The 18,661-nt window shown below is 48.4% G+C and carries 14 protein-coding genes; 13 read left to right on the top strand and 1 reads right to left on the bottom strand.

Features of this window, described 5'->3' with window-relative positions; genetic code table 11:
* Positions 1-29: 29 nt before the first annotated feature.
* The 3 genes from JT26_RS06135 (at position 30) to JT26_RS06125 (ending at position 4,889) form a co-directional block, all read left to right on the top strand.
* On the top strand, positions 30-2,312 hold the full coding sequence (locus tag JT26_RS06135) for a TonB-dependent receptor (protein WP_052110394.1): 2,283 nt from the start codon (positions 30-32) through the stop codon (positions 2,310-2,312).
* 543 nt (positions 2,313-2,855) lie between these two features.
* Positions 2,856-3,602, top strand: a complete 747-nt coding sequence (gene gpmA / locus JT26_RS06130) for a 2,3-diphosphoglycerate-dependent phosphoglycerate mutase (protein ID WP_036788258.1) — start codon at positions 2,856-2,858, stop codon at positions 3,600-3,602.
* Positions 3,603-3,707: 105 nt separating this feature from the next.
* On the top strand, positions 3,708-4,889 hold the full coding sequence (locus JT26_RS06125) for a glycosyltransferase family 87 protein (RefSeq protein ID WP_052110393.1): 1,182 nt from the start codon (positions 3,708-3,710) through the stop codon (positions 4,887-4,889).
* 87 nt (positions 4,890-4,976) lie between these two features.
* Here the strand turns inward: JT26_RS06125 and pnp are convergent, their stop codons facing one another.
* Positions 4,977-7,193, bottom strand: coding sequence for a polyribonucleotide nucleotidyltransferase (gene pnp, locus JT26_RS06120; protein WP_036847652.1), 2,217 nt, complete (start codon positions 7,191-7,193; stop codon positions 4,977-4,979).
* 874 nt (positions 7,194-8,067) lie between these two features.
* Here pnp and JT26_RS06115 point away from each other — a divergent pair.
* The 10 genes from JT26_RS06115 to JT26_RS06070 all read left to right on the top strand — a co-directional run bounded on the left by JT26_RS06115 (position 8,068) and on the right by JT26_RS06070 (position 18,658).
* Positions 8,068-9,159: a DUF4831 family protein gene (locus JT26_RS06115; protein WP_036847650.1), complete on the top strand. Its 1,092-nt coding sequence runs from the start codon at positions 8,068-8,070 to the stop codon at positions 9,157-9,159.
* 73 nt (positions 9,160-9,232) lie between these two features.
* On the top strand, positions 9,233-10,792 hold the full coding sequence (locus JT26_RS06110; protein ID WP_036847637.1) for a peptide MFS transporter: 1,560 nt from the start codon (positions 9,233-9,235) through the stop codon (positions 10,790-10,792).
* Positions 10,793-10,808: 16 nt separating this feature from the next.
* Positions 10,809-11,174: a hypothetical protein gene (locus JT26_RS06105; RefSeq protein WP_036847634.1), complete on the top strand. Its 366-nt coding sequence runs from the start codon at positions 10,809-10,811 to the stop codon at positions 11,172-11,174.
* The gene (gene bioB, locus JT26_RS06100; protein ID WP_081966394.1) at positions 11,171-12,190 is read left to right on the top strand and encodes a biotin synthase BioB; all 1,020 of its coding nucleotides are present in this window, start codon (positions 11,171-11,173) and stop codon (positions 12,188-12,190) included. The genes JT26_RS06105 and bioB overlap by 4 nt, the downstream gene beginning before the upstream one ends.
* Complete coding sequence (bioA, locus tag JT26_RS06095; protein WP_036847781.1) at positions 12,187-13,491, top strand: adenosylmethionine--8-amino-7-oxononanoate transaminase; 1,305 nt, start codon at positions 12,187-12,189, stop codon at positions 13,489-13,491. The genes bioB and bioA overlap by 4 nt, the downstream gene beginning before the upstream one ends.
* Positions 13,475-14,614, top strand: coding sequence for an 8-amino-7-oxononanoate synthase (locus JT26_RS06090; protein WP_036847631.1), 1,140 nt, complete (start codon positions 13,475-13,477; stop codon positions 14,612-14,614). The genes bioA and JT26_RS06090 overlap by 17 nt, the downstream gene beginning before the upstream one ends.
* Before the next feature lie 272 nt (positions 14,615-14,886).
* Positions 14,887-15,597 (top strand): alpha/beta fold hydrolase, encoded by a 711-nt coding sequence (locus JT26_RS06085; protein ID WP_036847628.1) that lies wholly within the window; start codon positions 14,887-14,889, stop codon positions 15,595-15,597.
* A complete protein-coding gene (locus tag JT26_RS06080; RefSeq protein ID WP_036847626.1) occupies positions 15,594-16,358 on the top strand; it encodes a methyltransferase domain-containing protein in 765 nt (254 codons plus the stop codon). Before JT26_RS06085 ends, JT26_RS06080 begins: the two co-directional genes overlap by 4 nt.
* 9 nt (positions 16,359-16,367) lie before the next feature.
* Positions 16,368-17,063: a dethiobiotin synthase gene (bioD, locus tag JT26_RS06075; RefSeq protein ID WP_052110392.1), complete on the top strand. Its 696-nt coding sequence runs from the start codon at positions 16,368-16,370 to the stop codon at positions 17,061-17,063.
* Between the two features lie 44 nt (positions 17,064-17,107).
* Positions 17,108-18,658, top strand: coding sequence for a glycoside hydrolase family 10 protein (locus JT26_RS06070; RefSeq protein WP_081966393.1), 1,551 nt, complete (start codon positions 17,108-17,110; stop codon positions 18,656-18,658).
* Positions 18,659-18,661 lie beyond the last annotated feature (3 nt).

Here is an 18,661-nt window from a genome sequence, read left to right as displayed (position 1 = left end):
AAATCGCCCCTTTAGTCTGATATTGCAGTATGAAAAAACTTCTTCTTTTACTTCTTTTCTGCCCCATGCTCTCCTTGATGGCACAGCACAACAGCTACAAGGTTTCGGGTCATCTCAAAGATCAGGCAGGAGAATCGCTGACCAATGCCATTGTTGTTTTCAAGAACATTCGGGATACAACACAGCTCTATCCGGCAGTATGTGATATTAAAGGATATTTTCGCCAGGAATTGCCACAAGGCAGATACCGCTTTCTGGTCTCTTATTTAGGGGAGCGTTACTATCCTCAAAACAATGCGGTAACCGTTTCAGAAAAAGAGGTAGAGCTGCCTCCGATCGTCATAAATTTGAGGTCGCAACAGTTGGACGAAGTGGTTGTTGTGAGCCGACGCCCGTTTGTGTCTTACAAAGGAAGCAATGCCGTATATAATCTGTCCGCCAATCCTGCTGCCGTGGGCGGAACTCTCTTGGATGGTATAAAGCTCCTGCCGGGTGTACAAGTGAATGAAAACAACAGCCTATCCATCTTCGGGTTTTACAATCTGACCGTTGCCGTCAATGGTCAGATACTTCGATTGTCAAATAATGAAGTGCATACCTATCTTGCTTCTCTCGGTATAGCCGATGTGGAATCCGTGGAACTCATCCGAAATCCAGGTCCTGAGTACGGCACACGTGTAGATGCAGTATTGAATATTATCACCAAGAAAAAGCCGAACGAAGGCTTTAACGCTTTTCTTTCTGCGGATATATCCTATCAGGCATTGCTGTCCGGCAACAGTCGTGTACGCCTTAATTATAACAAAGGAAATACAAGAAACTATCTTGCTTACCAATATTTCGACAATCGCCGAAAAGAGACACTGACAACATCCATAGGAGCCGATACAACCTCTGTAAATCCTTATCGGGGGCATGGTATCCAAATAGGATCGGAGTGGCAGGTATCTCCTCGGCATCTGATCGGGGTGAGAAGTTATCTTACCCTCTCTGACGAAAGATTGGAATACAATACCTCCAACAGGATAGATATGGATAGAAAAGTGGGAACGGTAAATCTTTTCCACTCTTCATCCGGGAAAAGGTGGAGCTGGAACAACTATGCGGACTACACTTTCAGCCTTAACCGTCGAGACTATTTTCACAACTCCGCCATCAACGGCGCATTGGAAGACCGGTATCATTACTTCAGGATCGCAACGGACTTCCTTTTCCGCTTCACCTCTACCATTAGTACTCAGTTTGGCGGTATCCGAAACGACAGCAGGTTTGACACCATGCCCCAAGACTCTCCCGATGGTAAGAGCAATGGCTATAAGGAGAGCAGCACTTCCGCTTATCTCTCTCTACGCTATCGCAAAGAGGCTGTAGATACTTATGCAGGGGTGCAACTCAACTATGACCAACGGGATAACCACTGGATCGGAATGGAAAAGAGCAAGGCGGATGCTTTCTTAAACTGGCAGCCTTACCTCTCTTTCTCTTACGACTTCTCCCGTAAGCATCGTTTTTCGACCATGTTGCAGACCTATTACAAACGCCCATCTTTCCGAGACCTCATGCCTTATGTCTCGTCCTCTTCGGGCTTTCTGTCGCGTGAAGGAAACCCTGATTTGAAAAACAGCACAAGATACAATCTCTCCCTCAGCTATACCTATTTGAGGGCGGCTATGCTGGAAGTGAGCCTGTCGGATGAGAAAAATCCGATCATCGAATACCTGAAGCCTCATAAAGGGGGCTATACTTTGGCTAAAACAAACCTTGAAAACAGCCGTTACTTGCGCTTTGTTGCCGGAGCACCGATACCTCTCATTTACCGGGAGAATGGTTTGCAGTGGTTTGCTTCAATCTATCTGGCATATCATCTTCAGCAGGATAGAGGTATTGTGAACGCTGCGGATTACAATCGTCTGTTCAATGCCTACTATGTCCAACACAAGCAGTCTCTGAACCTGCCTGCCCAATGGTATTTCGATGCCGGGATTACCTATTACAGCCCTCTTTTTGTGGGAGTTTACAAGACAGAAAAACAGTGGTGGGTAGACTTTACTCTCAGCAAACGTATGGGCAGCTGGAAATTCTCCTTAACGGGATACGACCTTTTCAATACCAATATTGCCAGGGGAGAGATAGTGGGAATGAATACCCCGATCTCCTTTTCCAAAAACTGGCATAGCCCTAAGCTCACGCTCGGTGTGAGCTATACGTTCGGCAACAAAGAGCTTAAATCTTCTATCCGAAAGAGTGTCAATGGAGAATCTCGTCTGAATCAATCGGCAGACGAAAGCATAAGTGTCGGTTCCGGCAAATAGTAGAAACACTATTCTGAAACAGGATAAAAAGAGATTTCAAAGCAGCTCCGGCAGTGGAGTTACCTTGAGATTTTTCTTTCTCCACTTTATTCACTTCTTCAGCTATTATTAGCCCTGATGGCTGTGATGGCAATGTTTCAAGCAGTAATCGGATGATAAAACAATCGTAAACCGGTTAATATTTTTGTTTGTAAGTGTATAGAAGTTGCTCTAAACCTTTTGGAAACTCTTTTTCAAGGCTTGATGTGTAGCAATCGGAGTTTGAAGGGTGGAAATCGGGGCTTGAATAATGGCAATCGTGCTTCGGTTTGGAGATGTGAATGCGTTGAGCGGAGAAAATGAATACGATAAAGAGAACTTTTGTACGCATTTATCCTCTTTTATGTCCGCACAGAAGAGAAAAAGGGGGAGGGGTGAGAGTGTGAGTATGGCTCTTTGCTTGTGATAAATATTCGTTATCTTTGTGAAAGGCAATGGCAGAAGAGCTAAAGCCTTGCAGGATAGAATTTAATTCACATACATAATCCATAGAAGATATCAGACATGAAAAGACTTGTCCTTATTCGCCACGGAGAAAGCCAGTGGAACAAAGAGAACAGATTTACAGGCTGGACAGACGTTGATCTTTCCGAGAAAGGCATAGAAGAAGCAATCAAAGCAGGTAAGGAGATGAAAGCTGCCGGATTCCGTTTCGGTAAGGCTTACACTTCATACTTGAAGAGAGCGGTAAAAACCCTTAACAATGTATTGGATCAGATGGATCTGGACTGGATTCCGGTAGAGAAGCATTGGGTGCTGAACGAAAAGCACTACGGTATGTTGCAAGGGCTTAATAAGGCGGAGACTGCAGAGAAGTACGGCGATGAGCAAGTACATATCTGGCGTCGTAGCTACGATATTCCTCCCACACCTCTTGACGAAAGAGATGAGCGTGCACCGCATAACGATCCTCGCTATGCAGGGGTAGACAGAAAGCTGCTTCCGCTTACAGAGTCGCTCAAAGATACCGTGGCTCGTATCTTGCCATACTGGGAGGGTACTATCTTCCCAACCCTTAAGGAGCATGACGATGTTCTTGTGGCTGCGCATGGCAATAGCCTTCGTGGTATCATCAAGGTGTTGAAGAATATTTCAGACGAAGACATCGTGAGCCTTAACCTGCCAACGGCTGTGCCTTACGTGTTCGAGTTTGACGACAACTACAATCTGGTAAAAGATTATTTCATCGGCGATCCGGAAGAGATCAAGAAACTGATGGATGCCGTAGCAAATCAGGGCAAGAAGAAGTAAAGATACTTTTATAGCTATCCGAAGCCATCGCAGAGCTGTTGCTTTGCGATGGCTTTTCTTATCTTTGTGTGGCTGTTTGTCGGCACTATCCGAAAAACCGAGTAGATGGAGAAAAAAAGTGTAGTATCTGTGTTGGGAGCATTGGGCAGAAGCTCTCGTACTCCTTTGGTGGTGTGGGGAGCCGTCTTGCTGTTTGCCTGCTTTAAGAAAATGGCAAGGGGGAAGTTTAACAACTATCGGATTTTCGAGAGGAGTTGGGATCACTTCCTGCAACATCAAGACCTGTATGCCTACTATCCGGCAGAGTATCACGACCGCTTCTTGTATGGTCCGCTCTTCACGCTGGTTATAGCTCCTTTCTCCATGTTACCGCCTGTTGCGGGTGTCGTGCTGTGGCTCATCGTGAGTACAGCCATGCTTTTCTATGCCATCAAGAGCATTCCCGGTCTCTCCATGTCCGGCAGGGCGGTGATCTTTTGGGTTACAGCCAATGAGCTGTTGCTGGGTCTTCTGATGGAGCAGTACAATGTCCTCATTGCCGCACTGCTGATTTTCTCCTATGTTTTCACCGTCAAGGAGAAGCCTTGGGCTGCTACGTTTTTCATCGCTTTGGGCTTTCTGACCAAGATATATGGCATTGCGGGGCTATGCTTCTGGCTCTTCTCCAAGAAGAAAAAGAGCTTCCTGCTCTCCTTCTTCTTTTGGACGCTTCTACTCGGACTGCTTCCGATGCTCGGCGGATGGGATTATGCCGTGAAGCAGTACCGAAACTGGTTGGCGGCTTTGGGTGGAAAGAATACGCAGAATATGTTTGCTCTGATGCAGAACATGGGTCTGGTGGGAATGATTCGTAAGCTGTCGGGAGCCGAACAGTATAGCGACCTGCTGGTGATAGTGCCGGGGATGTTGCTTTTCCTCCTTCCGCTTCTTCGCTTCAAGGCTTATGAGAGTGCGCTGTTCAGGCGTTCGGTCTTGGCATCACTGCTGTTATTTATTGTGCTGTTCAGCTCCGGAACGGAGTCCAACACCTATATAATAGCCTATCTCGGCATTGCGCTGTGGTGGATAGACAGAGACCGGAACAGCCGGTACCGTATATGGGATGCCGTACTGCTTACGGGAGCGATGATTTTCAGCTTTACCACCAGCGATCTGATGCCGAAAACGCTTAAAAATGAGATACTCCTTCCTTATGCCATAAAGGCTCTCTTCCCTTCGCTGATATGGTTGAGGTTGCAGCTCTCCCTGCTCTTCTCCTCTCGTTATCTGCTGAAAGAGAAAGCCTGACAGGGGTAAAGTGACGGCAAGAATATGAAAAAGGCACGTACCGGACAGGTGCGTGCCTTTTCTCTTATGTATCGGATGTTCCGAATGTTACTCGTTGTTGTTTCTGCGAGGTCTGTGTACGAATCGCTCTTGTCGTTCCGGTCTCTCTTGACGAGGAGGTCTGTTGTTGCCTTCGGGTGCTTTGTAACCTTCGGGTTTCTCCAACAACGCCTTTCTCGAAAGCTTGAACTTTCCGGTCTTTGGATCTATTTCGATCAACTTCACTTCTATTTCCGCTCCTTGTTGCAAACCGGTTTCTTCGATTGTTTCAAAGCGTTTCCAATCTATTTCGGAGATGTGAAGAAGTCCGTCTTTACCCGGCAAGAACTCTACGAATGCACCGTAAGGCATCAGCGAGCTTATCTTTCCGGTGTAGACTTTATCCACTTCCGGAACGGCAGCAATAGAGTTGATCATCGCCAAAGCCTTGTCGATGCTCTCTTTATTTGTACCGCTCACTTCGATGAGACCCATTCCGTCCACCTCTTCAATATTGACATTGGCTCCGGATTTCTCTTGTATGCCTTGGATGATCTTGCCTCCGGGGCCTATCACAGCACCGATAAGCTCTTTCGGTATGCGTAGATTGACGATGCGTGGAGCGTGTGGCTTGAGATCTTCTCTCGGTTCGGTGATCGTCTCCATGATCTTACCCAAAATGTGCATACGTCCCTCACGTGCCTGTGCCAGCGCATTTTCAAGGATCTCATAGGATAGACCGTCCACCTTGATGTCCATCTGTGTTGCAGTGATACCTTTCTCCGTACCGGTTACCTTGAAGTCCATGTCTCCCAAGTGGTCTTCATCGCCAAGGATATCCGAGAGTATCGCATAGTTTTGACCCTTGTTCTCGGAGATAAGTCCCATGGCAATACCACTGACAGGGCGGGTAATGTTAACCCCTGCATCCATAAGAGCAAGTGTTCCGGCACATACGGTAGCCATGGAGCTGGATCCGTTACTTTCAAGGATATCGCTCATCACACGCACGACGTAAGGATAGTCTTTCGGTATCATGCGTTTGAGCGCACGGTGAGCAAGGTTTCCGTGTCCGATCTCTCTACGTCCCACTCCGCGTTGAGGGCGAGCCTCTCCTGTGGAGAACGGAGGGAAGTTGTAGTGTAGCAAGAATCTCTCCTTGCCGTGGAAGAGTACATCGTCCACCAGTTTCTCATCACTCTTTGTTCCGAGCGTTACCGTTGTAAGCGATTGGGTCTCTCCACGTGTGAAGATAGAGCTGCCATGAGGTCCGGGAAGGCAGTCTACCTCCGACCATATAGGGCGAATGGTGCGAGTGTCTCTACCATCGAGACGCTTGCCTTCGTCGAGTATTGCACGGCGCATAGCCTCTTTCTCTACATCGTGATAGTAACGAGCGATGAGGGGAGCCTTTGTTTCGAGCTCTTCTTCTGTGTATTGAGCCTTGAACTCTTCCACTATCGCTTCAAATGCTGCTGCGCGTTCGTGCTTGGACGATCCGCTTACAGCCACGGCATAAACTTTGTCGTAAAGATCTGTTCGTACCTTTGAGCGCAACTCCTCATCGTGCTCTTCGTGGCAGTATGTACGCTTTTCGGTTGTGCCGCAAGCCTGCATAAGCTCTATCTGTGCCCGGCATTGCGCTTTGATCGCTTCGTGTGCAACCTTTATGGCATCCAGCATTTCTGCTTCGGATACTTCGTTCATTTCGCCTTCGACCATCATGATATTGTCGAGCGTTGCAGCCACTACCATGTCGATGTCTGCGCTTTCGAGCTGTTCAAAGGTCGGGTTGATGACAAACTTACCATCTATTCGTGCCACTCTCACTTCGGAGATCGGGCCGTTGAATGGTATGTCTGAAACGGCAAGAGCAGCAGATGCAGCCAATCCTGCAAGTGCGTCCGGCATATCTACGCCATCGGCTGAGAAGAGTATAACATTAACGAAGACTTCTGCGTGGTAATCGTCCGGGAATAGAGGACGAAGGGCACGGTCGATGAGTCTGGAAGTTAAGATTTCGTAGTCTGAAGCCTTACCTTCACGTTTGGTAAATCCTCCGGGAAAACGACCGAACGCAGAAAACTTCTCTTTGTAATCTACTGAAAGGGGCATAAAATCGACGCCCGGATTGGCGTCTTTTGCAGCTGTCACGGTGGCCAACAATACGGTGTTGCCCATGCGCACCGTTACCGAACCATCTGCTTGCTTGGCGAGTTTGCCGGTTTCAATGACAATCTCTCTACCATCAGCCAGCGTGATGGTTTTTGAAATAGGTTGAATCATACTTGATTTGTTTATTTAATCTTTTATCCGCTGAATTATCGTACAAATGTAGCTAAATATTTGGTCTCCACCATGTATCGGTATCATTATTTCTGTTTTTGTACTCTGTTTCACGGTTTGTTGTGTACTATTTTTTGTGTTTCGGGGGAAAAAGGAAAAAACGAACCCGAAAATCTCCTCTCCGAATGGTGATTTTTATATATTCCATACCGATGTCTCCGGCTTATTTTTGCCCTTCTCTATTTTGATCGGAGGGGTCGTTTTCAGAGGTGTGCCGGATTTGTTAAATCAGCTCGTTTTATTAACACAAATTTCGATGTCTGTTAAGCCAAAACGCTAAACGAGCATATTCTTTCGGCTTAACGTGTTTAATTTTTCAACGAACACGTTTAGTGATTTCATTTAATACGTTTACCGGATTCGATTAAAGTGTTTAGCTAAAACGATTAAAACACTAACAATCAATCGTCTACGTATTTTTGCCCTAAAATGCCCCTGAAAAGGCAAATTTCTTTATTAGGAAACGTTTACAGGAATGGATGTTAAAATTTACACCTATTAACGCGAAAAAGCCCCATCAAACGGACTGAGAAAAAATTTTTTGCGAATTCGCAATGGTTTGTAAGTATCTTGTTTGTAGTAAGTTATGGGTTTTCGTCTGAAAGGAGAGTGTGAGCAAGAGAAATTTTGAGTGCTTCCGACGCAAAATTTTGGAACTCCGTTTTTATATAAAAGCTCCCGAAAAATGCCCCCTTTTTATGCTTCCCTTTATTCTTTTTGCTGTCACGGATTTTCACTTTATATAGCAAACACTATGGAAAACAAGAATTTTTGTTAGCTTTGCACATAAACCGTCTAAAAATGCCATTTGCATATGCATAAGATCTTTTACACTCTTTTCTTAATGCTTGCGCTATCTTTTTGGGGCGTGGAAGCACAGACAAAAGTGGAAAAACATACAGACACAGGCGGAAAAAAGTCGCCGGGAGTCGTCTATTCACTGCCTGAGACTAAGATTCGCCTGCATCTGCTGGTGGAGAAGAAAGTCTCTACTCCCGGAATCTACGCACGTTTCTCCAGACAACATTTAGGCTTAGAGGCTATTTCGGTAGCGCGTACTCTGTACGAACTAAAGGGTATCCGGCTTGAAACCTATGGTGTACCCGATAGAGACAAGGTGTATCATGTTCAGTTCAAAGAGGGTAGCGTGGCTCCTTTTGTGATGCTGACGGAGGACGGATTGCTTTGTGCCATCAACACGGAGTACACTCCCAATGAGATACAACCGTTTGCAGAAGAGATTCGCAAGGCGGAAGAGGCAAATGTTCGTCGCTCCGAGCCATCGTTCTCTCCGGAATATCTGCAAGCCACATCCCCTCAAAAGCGAGCAGAGATTGTCGCTCGTGAGATACACACACTGAGAGAAGCGCGCACTTCTATCGTTAGTGGCGAAGCGGAACAGTCTTTTCCCGATGGGCAGGCATTGAAGTTGGCATTGGACAATATCAATGCTCAAGAGAGAGCGTTATCCGAGCTGTTTACAGGCTATACTACTTCGACGCTCGAACGGATCACCATAGATAACCTCTCCGCTGACTCTATATCCAACAGTGTGGCTTTCAGATTTTCCGAAATGGAGGGTGTACTGGATAAGGAAGATCTTTCCGGCGAACCGATCTATATGGGTGTGAAGATAGAAGATCAAGCCCCGGCACTCACTCCGAAAGAGGCAGAAAAGGCAGAAAAATCGCTCAAAGGGATTGTCTATAATCGTCCCGGACGTGTGGAGATTACCCTTAGGAGAGATGGTAAGATACTGTTGCAAGAGAAGGTATATATCGCTCAGCTCGGAACGAAAGAGGCTTTGGCTCCGGCTCTTTTCAATAACAAAAAGCACGCTCCTGCCGTTATCCGCCTTACTTTCTTCCCTGCAACGGGAGCGCTGGAAAGGATCTACGAGCAGTGATGCCCTCTTTCTTTCTCTTTCATAAATGAAAAAATCAATATTTATAAACTTATAATCCAATCACTTAATTTCAATGGGACAGAACGTAAAGCAAAAGACGAAGCACCCTAATGGGCTTATAGCGGCAGCTCTGGCGAATATGGGAGAACGCTTTGGTTTCTACACGATGATGGCTATCCTTGTACTCTTCTTGAGTGCAAAGTTTGGCTTGGCTGAAGATGAGGCAGGACTTATCTACTCTTTCTTCTATTTCGGAATCTACGCATTGGCTATAATCGGAGGACTTGTAGCAGACCGTACTCGTAACTACAAGAGAACGATCATCATGGGACTTGTCATGATGACTGTCGGATACGGTATGCTCTCTATTCCTACCACAATCACACAGGACTCGAAGACCATTATGCTCGTCTTTACCTGCGTGGCTCTTTTCGTGATAGCCCTTGGTAACGGTTTCTTCAAAGGTAACTTGCAGGCTCTTGTAGGACAGATGTACGACAAGTCCGGTGTGGATAGCAAAACACGTGATGCGGGTTACACCATCTTCTACATGTTTATCAACATCGGTTCTATCTTTGCTCCTTGGGTGGCTCCTGCCGTTCGCTCCTGGTGGTTGAAGATTCACGGATTCACTTATAACGGTCAGCTTCCTGAGCTTTGCCACAAGTATCTCAACGGTGAAACGCTTTCGGACACTGCTGCTGCCAACTTTACAACATTGGCGGGAGAGGTATCTTTGAACGGCGCACCTACCGATCTTGGTTCTTTTGCAGCGGAATACTTGCACGTTTTCAATACCGGATTTCACTACTCTTTCGGTGTTGCCATTGTAGCGATGCTTATTTCATTTGCCATCTTTATGCTTAACAAGAAGAAATTTCCGGATCCGGGAACTGCTGCGGTTAAGCATGACGGAAAACCTGCAGAGCCTGTTCAAGAGATGGATCCTGCAGAAGTACGTCAGCGTATAATGGCTCTTGGTGCTGTTATGCTCGTTGTTATCTTCTTCTGGTTCTCATTCCACCAAAACGGTTTGACGCTTACATTCTTTGCTCGTGACTTTACGAGGCTCGATCTGTTCGGCTTTGCCTTAGAGCCTGAAATGTTCCAGAGTGCGAATCCATTCTTCGTGGTTACTCTTGCGCCTATGGTCTTGGCGTTCTTTGGCTTGTTGGCAAACAGTGGTTACAACGTAAGCACCCCGATGAAGATTGCCATCGGTATGGGACTTGCCGCTATCGGTTTCATACTTATGACCATGGGATCTTTCGATCTTCCATTGTTGTCAGAGATGAAAGAGATGAGCACCGAACAACAAAACTTGGTTAAGGTTACTCCTTGGTTGCTTATCGGTACATACTTTGTTCTTACTGTTGCAGAGTTGTTTATCTCTCCGCTTGGTTTGTCGTTCGTATCTCAAGTGGCTCCTCCAAAGCTTCAAGGTTTGATGCAAGGTATGTGGCTTCTTGCGACAGGACTTGGAAACCAACTCCTATTCATTGGTGCAATCCTCTACAAGAACGTTCCTCTATGGCTCACATGGTCGGTATTCGTTGTAGTATGTCTGATCTCCATGGTGATTATGTTCTCTATGGTAGGTTGGTTGAACCGAGTAACTTCTCAAAAGAAATAATTGATCATCCGGATAGATGCTTATCCTGACACATAACAGAGGCAGTAAAGCCTTACGGTTCCGCAGGTGGAGCCGTAAGGCTTACGCCGTTTTTATGAGTGTCGGCAGGGTTGTAACCATCGGAACTCTCCATTTGTCTGTTGCCGAAAGGCTGTTGCAAAAGTCTCGGAACACCGTTTCGGCAGCTGTTCAAGAGTTTCTTTCCGCCATCAAAGAGCCTTTCTGCGAAGAAGAGGAACAGGAAAAGAGCATGGAGATACTCTGCACAGCATCTTTCGTAAACGAATCGGACTGTAGCACTGCTACCGTCTCATCATATCCATACCCACTTTTCGGCTTTTGTCGAAAGGTGGGTATTTTCTTATCCTATGTTTCACAATGACAAAGCGAGAGTATAGAGACTTACCGGAGACCGCTTCCGAGTTGGCACAAGATATTATTGGCGGCAGGCGTCTTCGGAGTATGGAAGAAGTAGAAAAAGCGATAGAAAAGTATCCCATAGAGGAGCTTTATGAAGCGTGTCATACCATAACCCGGACGCTGCATGGGGACGGATTCGACACTTGTAGCATCATCAATGTAAAGAGCGGTAAATGTCCGGAAGATTGCAAGTGGTGCGCCCAGAGTGCGCACTACAATACCGGATGCAAGACATACCCTATACTCTCTCCCCAAGAGTGTTTGGAGCAGGCGCTGCATAATAGAAACAAGGGGATCAAAAGGTATTCACTCGTAGCGAGTGGCAGGCGTCCGAGCATGGTGGATACACTTCGATATGCCGCCATATACAGGGAGATCCGAAAAGCCGAACCCTCTTTGCATCTTTGCGCATCGCTCGGATTGGCTACGGAAGATACCCTAAAGGTGCTTCATGAAGCCGGTGTTACCACTTATCATTGCAATATGGAGAGTGCGCCGTCCCACTTTATCACACTCTGTTCCACGCATACACAGCAGCAGAAAGAAGAGACCATTGCCGCAGCCCGAAAGGTCGGGATGAAAGTCTGTTCCGGAGGAATCATCGGCATGGGCGAGAGCAGACGACAGCGTATAGAGTTTGCTCTCTATCTCCAAACGCTTGGAGTGGAAAGCATACCCATCAATATGCTCCAGCCGATACCGGGAACACCGCTTGGAGATACCGCACTGCTCTCTGCCGACGAACTCCTTTTGGCGGTGGTGATTTTCCGTTTGGTCAATCCCACAGCCTACCTTCGCTTCTCCGGCGGACGTGCACAGATGGATAGAGAGACACAGAAAAAAGCACTCTATATCGGTATTAACTCCGCCATCACAGGCGATTTACTCACAACCACTGCATCTGTTACGGACGAAGATATGCTGCTCTTCCGGGAGATGAAGTACGATACTAAAGCAGAGACAACATGGGAACGATGAACCATTTATGGCAGGAAAGACTCCGCTGGGACAGGGATCATCTTTGGCATCCTTACACCTCAACCATAGACCCTTTGGAGGTTTATCCGGTGGTTTCAGCCAAAGGAGCTACCATTACGCTTGCGGATGGAACAGAGCTTACAGACGGTATGAGCTCCTGGTGGGCGGCTATACATGGCTACTCTCACCCGGTACTGGTGCAGGCTCTTCAGGGTCAGGCAGAGACGTTGAGCCATATCATGTTTGGCGGATTGACGCATGAGCCGGCTGTGGAGTTGGGCAAACTCCTGTGCGAGTCGGTATTGCCCAAAGGGGTAGATACCATTTTCTATGCCGACTCAGGCTCCGTAGCCGTGGAGGTTGCCATGAAGATGGCATTGCAGTATCAGCATGCCAAAGGGGAGCGACAGCGTACACGATTTGCGGCACTCTCTTCCGCTTATCATGGCGATACCTGGCACGCAATGTCCGTATGCGATCCGATCACCGGCATGCACGGGCTCTTTGCCGGAGCACTTACACCTCAATATTTCCTTCCACAACCTTCCATCCCTTTCGGGGGAGTATGGAGCGAAGAAGCGATGCGCCCTCTGCAAAATCTCTTGGAAGAGAAAGGCGAAGAGATCGCTGCTCTTATCCTTGAGCCGATAGTGCAGGGCGCAGGAGGGATGTACTTCTACCATCCCGAATACCTGAGACAGGCAAGAAGACTCTGCTCTCATTTCGGACTGCTGATGATATTCGACGAAATCGCCACAGGCTTTGGGCGGACGGGCGAGATGCTTGCCGCTTATCATGCAGATGTGTTGCCCGATATTATCTGTATCGGCAAAGCCTTGACGGGAGGGTGTATGACGCTTTCCGCAACGGCAACCACCAAAGAGATAGCGGATATTATCTGTTCCGGAGAGGCGGGTTGTTTCATGCACGGGCCCACCTTTATGGCAAATCCTCTTGCCTGTTCGGTTGCTCTTGCATCTACCCGGCTGCTTCTCTCCAAGCCATGGAGGAAGAGGGTCAAAGAGATAGAGCAGACACTCCGAAGCGAGCTATCCTCCCTTGCCGACCTTTCCACCGTGAAAGAGGTACGCTGTCTCGGTGCCATCGGAGTGGTAGAGATGAAACAGCCGGTAGATATGAAGCGGCTCATCCCGCAGTTTATCGAAGAGAAGATCTGGGTACGTCCGTTCGGCAGGCTCGTTTATCTCATGCCGCCATTCATGGCGGTTACGGACGAGGAGCTGTTCAAACTGACCTCCGGACTCTCTAAAATAGTAAAGCAAAATGCAGTACAGCGATAGAATAGATGCCTTGAAAGCAGCAGGCACTTACCGTAAAATTCCTCAACTTAAAGTGGAGGGGAAATACGTATGGGCAGATGGTAAGAGGTATATCAATCTTGCCGGGAACGACTATCTCGGTATCTCCACCGATACAGACCTTAGAGATAAGTTCGGAAATCGGGCATTGGAGCTGCCTTTCTCCTCTTCATCTTCTCGTCTGCTCACGGGCAACTCTCCCGAACATGAGGCTTTAGAGGCGGAGTTGTCCCGGCTCTATGGCAGAAAATCCGCTCTGCTGTTCGACAGCGGATACCATGCCAATCTCGGCATTCTGCCCGCACTCTCCGATGATAAGACGCTCGTCCTTGCGGACAAACTGGTACACGCCAGCATCATAGACGGTATAAGGCTCTCCGGACGGGAGTTCCGCCGTTTCAAGCATAACAGTCTGCCCGACCTCGAAGCCCTTCTGCAACGCTTTGCATCCGAGTATGAGACCATATGGGTCGTGGTTGAGAGCCTTTACAGTATGGATGGAGACTTTGCGCCCTTGACCGATATTGTGGCTCTCAAACAGCACTATCCTCAGCTCCGTATCTATGTGGACGAAGCTCATGCCGTGGGTGCAACAGGCGAGAAAGGGCTTGGCTGTGTCGAGGATTTAGGACTGTTGGAGCAGGTGGATATTCTCATCGGAACCATGGGAAAGGCTCTCTGCAGTGTCGGAGCGTTTGCACTTTCCGGTGCGGAGGTGCGCGAGCTGTTGGTCTCTACCTGCCGACTGCTTATTTTCTCCACGGCTCTTCCTCCTGTCTGCACGGCATGGTCGCTTCATGTGGTGCGTCATCTCTCCGGTATGGATGCGCAGAGGGCGCATCTTAACCGCCTTGTTGCTCTGCTGAAAGAGCGTACCGGTCTGCCTCTCTCCTCTTATATCGTGCCGGTTCATGCCGGAAGCGAAGAGCGTGCAGTACGGATGGCAGAGGAGTTGAAAGCCTCTGGTTTCTTTGCTTTACCCATACGTAAACCGACCGTTCCTCCCGGTGGGGAGCGGGTCCGACTCTCTCTCTCGGCAGCTCTTACCGAGCAGGAAGTGGAGCTTTTGGCGCAAACTATTGTAAGGGTAATGCAGACCGCCTGATATATATCGCTTTAGAGAAAATGTTTTTGACACTATCACAAAATATTTTAATCACCTTAAAGAGTTTCGATGAAGCCGAACAGAGTTGTAAACCAAGCACCGGTTGGTGGAAATCAAGCTTTGAAAAGAGCCAACCAAAGCTTGATTTCCACTCTTCAAAGTTCGACTTCAAGTTTTTAATCCGTTCAGAGAAGAAAACAGAGCCGTTCGGCACTTTTTCCGAACGGGTTCAAAGAAATTTATAAAAGGAATAGAAACAAGAGATCACAGAGATGAAGATAAAGCAGATCGCGACTCCTCACTCCGCCAAAGCCCTTCTCTACTTCGGGGGATGGGGTTCTACGCCCGAATCGGTCGGGCATCTTTCCCTGCCGGACGGGACGGATTATTTTGCATTTTACGACTATCGGGAGGTCTCACCCGAAGAGCTGCCTCCGTTGGAGCGGTACGAAGAGATTGCCGTAGTAGGCTGGAGCATGGGGGTATGGGCTATCTCCGTCCTGCGAGAGTATCTGCCCGACAGAGCAAGGCTGATAGCCGTGTGCGGTACACCCTATCCGATGCACGACGAATGGGGCATCCCGGATGAGATATTCCGCGCCACGCTGACCAACTTGGACGAAATGAACAGAGAACGATTCAATAGACGGATGTGCGGAGGGCGTTCTCTCACGGCTCTTTACAACAGCTTTGCTTCTCGCTCTACGGAAGATCTCAGAGAGGAGCTTACCTCTGTTTTTGAGCATCAATCCTCTCGTCTTGCCGTCATAGCTTCTCGATACGCTCCCGATAAAGCTCCCTCTCCGTTCCATCAGGCTTGGATTGCCGAGAAAGATCTTATCGTTCCCACCCCCAATCAGGTCAGATATTGGAGCCATGTAGGTGTGGATGCCAAGATTATCGAGGGCGTGGGGCACTATCCATTCCTCTCTTTCCGGAGTTGGAACGAACTTATTTATCCCTTGGCGGATACGAACCGATGAATAGCAGCAGTAACATAGACAAACAACTTGTGCAGAGACGCTTTGCCAACGCTCTGCACACCTACGATAAAGAGGCTTCCGTGCAGCAGCAGATTGTCCGGCACATTGCCGAACTGCTTCCTGCCTCTCTTCCCGACGGGGCTATCTTCGAGGTGGGATGCGGTACGGGATTTCTGAGCCGGGTGTTGGCGGAGCGTTATCCGCTGCATCCGCTTCTGCTCAACGACCTCTGTCCGGAAGTGGAAGAGAGTCTGGAGGTGTACAGCGAGTTTATCCCCGGGGATGCAGAGCTTCTAAACTGGCACAACGATCTTGCAATGGTGGCATCGTCATCGTGTATCCAGTGGTGGCACCAGCCGTTGGGCTTCTTCTCCAAAGCATACGATGCGCTCAAGAGAGGCGGTGTGCTGCTCTTTTCGACCTTCGGACCGGAACAGATGCACGAGCTTAAAACCATCTTTCCCCCGGCTACACTCTCTTACGATACCGTTTCTGTTTTGCAGGAAGCCATGGAGCAGGCAGGGTTCAGGCATATCTCCATCCGTCGGGAGCAGACCACGCTCTACTTCGACTCTTTTCTTCTGCTCTTGAAACACCTCAAGCAGACAGGAGTAAACGGCATCCGGCAGGAGGAGAACCTTACCCCGGGAAAGATGCGAGAAATGGAGGAGGCGTACAGAAAGGCTTTTGCCAATGAGACAAACAACTTCAGGCTGCCCCTTACTTATGATGCGATATGGGGTAGAGCCGAAAAAATATAATGCGACCAGATGAAATATTTTAAGAGCAACGGCATAGACCGGCTTTCGGATCTCCTGACAGAGAGCGTTTACTTCGTTTCCGGCATAGATACAGACGCCGGGAAAAGTGTGGCAACCGGTTTGCTTTCCAAGCAGCTGCTATCGGAGGGTGTCAGGAGCCTTACTCAGAAAATGGTGCAGACCGGTGTAACCGCTCCGGTGGCAGAGGATATCGTTACCCATCGCCGTATAGAGGGGCGTCCCTTGCTGGATGAAGACCGGAATGGGAGTACCTGTCCGCTTCTGTTCAGCTACCCTTGCTCTCCGCACATGGCTGCTTCGAGGGATGGGAAACCTCCGATAGATACCGCTCTTATATCGGATGCAACGGCGAAGCTGACCGCTCTTTGCGATTGTCTTCTCCTTGAAGGAGCGGGCGGACTCATGGTTCCTCTCACGGAAGATCGCCTTACAATAGACTACATCGAAGAGCAGAAGATCCCCACGATACTGGTTGCCACCGCCAAGTTGGGCAGCATCAACCATACGCTTCTCAGCCTCGATGCTTTGAGACAAAGGGGGATAGCCGTGCCGTTGTTGGTCTATAACAGACACATCGCAACAGATTGCGAGATCACGGAAGAGACACTCAGATGGCTCTCGCAATACCTTTCCCGTCACTATCCTGATACCATACTTCTGGAGATGGAGAGCATCGTTCTGTGAAACGGTATATTATAACTACTTTTGTATATAACATTACGTAAGAAATGAAACATAGGACAGAGTATAACAGAATGGGAGTCAGAGCAATCCTCAGCTCTGTTTTTCTCTTCTCCATAATCCTTTCCGGGTGTGTCAGTCATAAGAAAGCGTTGGAGCGGAAAGAGCAGCTGCATTACAAGAAAACCTATCACTCTCCCAAGCGAGAGATGCGTGCGGCATGGATTCAGACCGTTCACCAGGGGGAGTATGCACGCATGAGCGTGGAGGAGATGCAGCAAGACTTCTTGCGAAAGCTGGATAAGCTGCAAGAGCTTCGTTTCAATGCCGTTTTCTTTCAGGTTCGTCCGGAGAGCGATGCGTGGTACCGGAGCCGTCTGGAGCCTTGGAGCCGTTTCCTTACCGGCACTCAGGGTGTTGCGCCTTCGCCTCTATGGGATCCGATGCGCTTTCTTATCGCAGAGTGTCATAAGAGAGGGATGGAGTTTCATGCGTGGATCAATCCTTATCGTGCCGCAGCCAATGCATCTATTCCTCTTGCTCCGGAACATCCCTATTCCCGTAATCCGGAGTGGTTTGTGAGGTATGACAATCAGCTTTTGTACAATCCTGCTCTTGAGCAGTGCCGTCGGCACATCTGTTCGGTGGTGGATGACATTGTCTCCGAATACGATGTGGATGCCATTCATATGGATGACTATTTCTATCCATACCCTAAGCCCGGTCTTCCTTTAAGGGATGAAGCTTTTTTTCAAGCAGACCCAAGAGGTTTCGAGAACATCGCAGACTGGCGGAGGGATAATGTCAACAAGCTCATTAAAGAGATCAGCACCACCATTCGGACACGGAAACCGTGGGTGAGGTTCGGTATCAGTCCTTTCGGGATATTCCGAAACAAGCGCACGGCAAAGATGGGTAGCGAAACCAACGGACTGCAAAACTATGATGACCTTTATGCGGATATTCTGCTCTGGGATCATGAAGGCTGGGTGGACTATATCGTTCCGCAAATATACTGGGAAATGGGTCATTCGGCGGCTGACTATACTGAACTGGTTTACTGGTGGGGCAAGAACATCAAGCATGCTCACTATTACGTGGGACAAGATATAAAGCGTACCATGAACACGCAACAGCTACACCCGAAGCTCTCGATGGCTGCGGAGGTGGCGCAAGGCAATGTAATGTGGCCCGCCAACGAGGTACTCTGGAATACCGGAGGGGTTCAGGATCTGCTCAAGAGGGAGTATTACAGCCACTATGCACTTATTCCGCCTTACACACACATTGCCGGTGATGCTCCGAAACAGATACGAGGCATCAAAGCACTCTGGACAGAGCAAGGCTATACCCTTACCTGGCTTCCGGACGAAAGCTGTGAGGGACTTCCTTCTGCACCTCACTATTATGTGGTTTATGCCTTTGCCGGAAAGGAGAAAATCAATACTTCCGATCCTGCACATATTGTGGCAGTCTGCCGAAGCCCTTACTACATTCTGCCATACAGGGATGGCAAAGAGAAGTTTACCTATGTGGTTACTCCGGTATCCCGTATGCACATTGAGGGTAAAGGGGTGAAGATTAAGGTTAAACTCTAACCC

The sequence above is a fragment of the Porphyromonas sp. COT-108 OH1349 genome (assembly GCF_000768755.1).
Lineage (GTDB): Bacteria > Bacteroidota > Bacteroidia > Bacteroidales > Porphyromonadaceae > Porphyromonas_A > Porphyromonas_A canoris.
The sequence above is the reverse complement of the archived record's forward strand: the minus strand, read 5'-3'. Positions and strand labels throughout refer to the sequence as shown.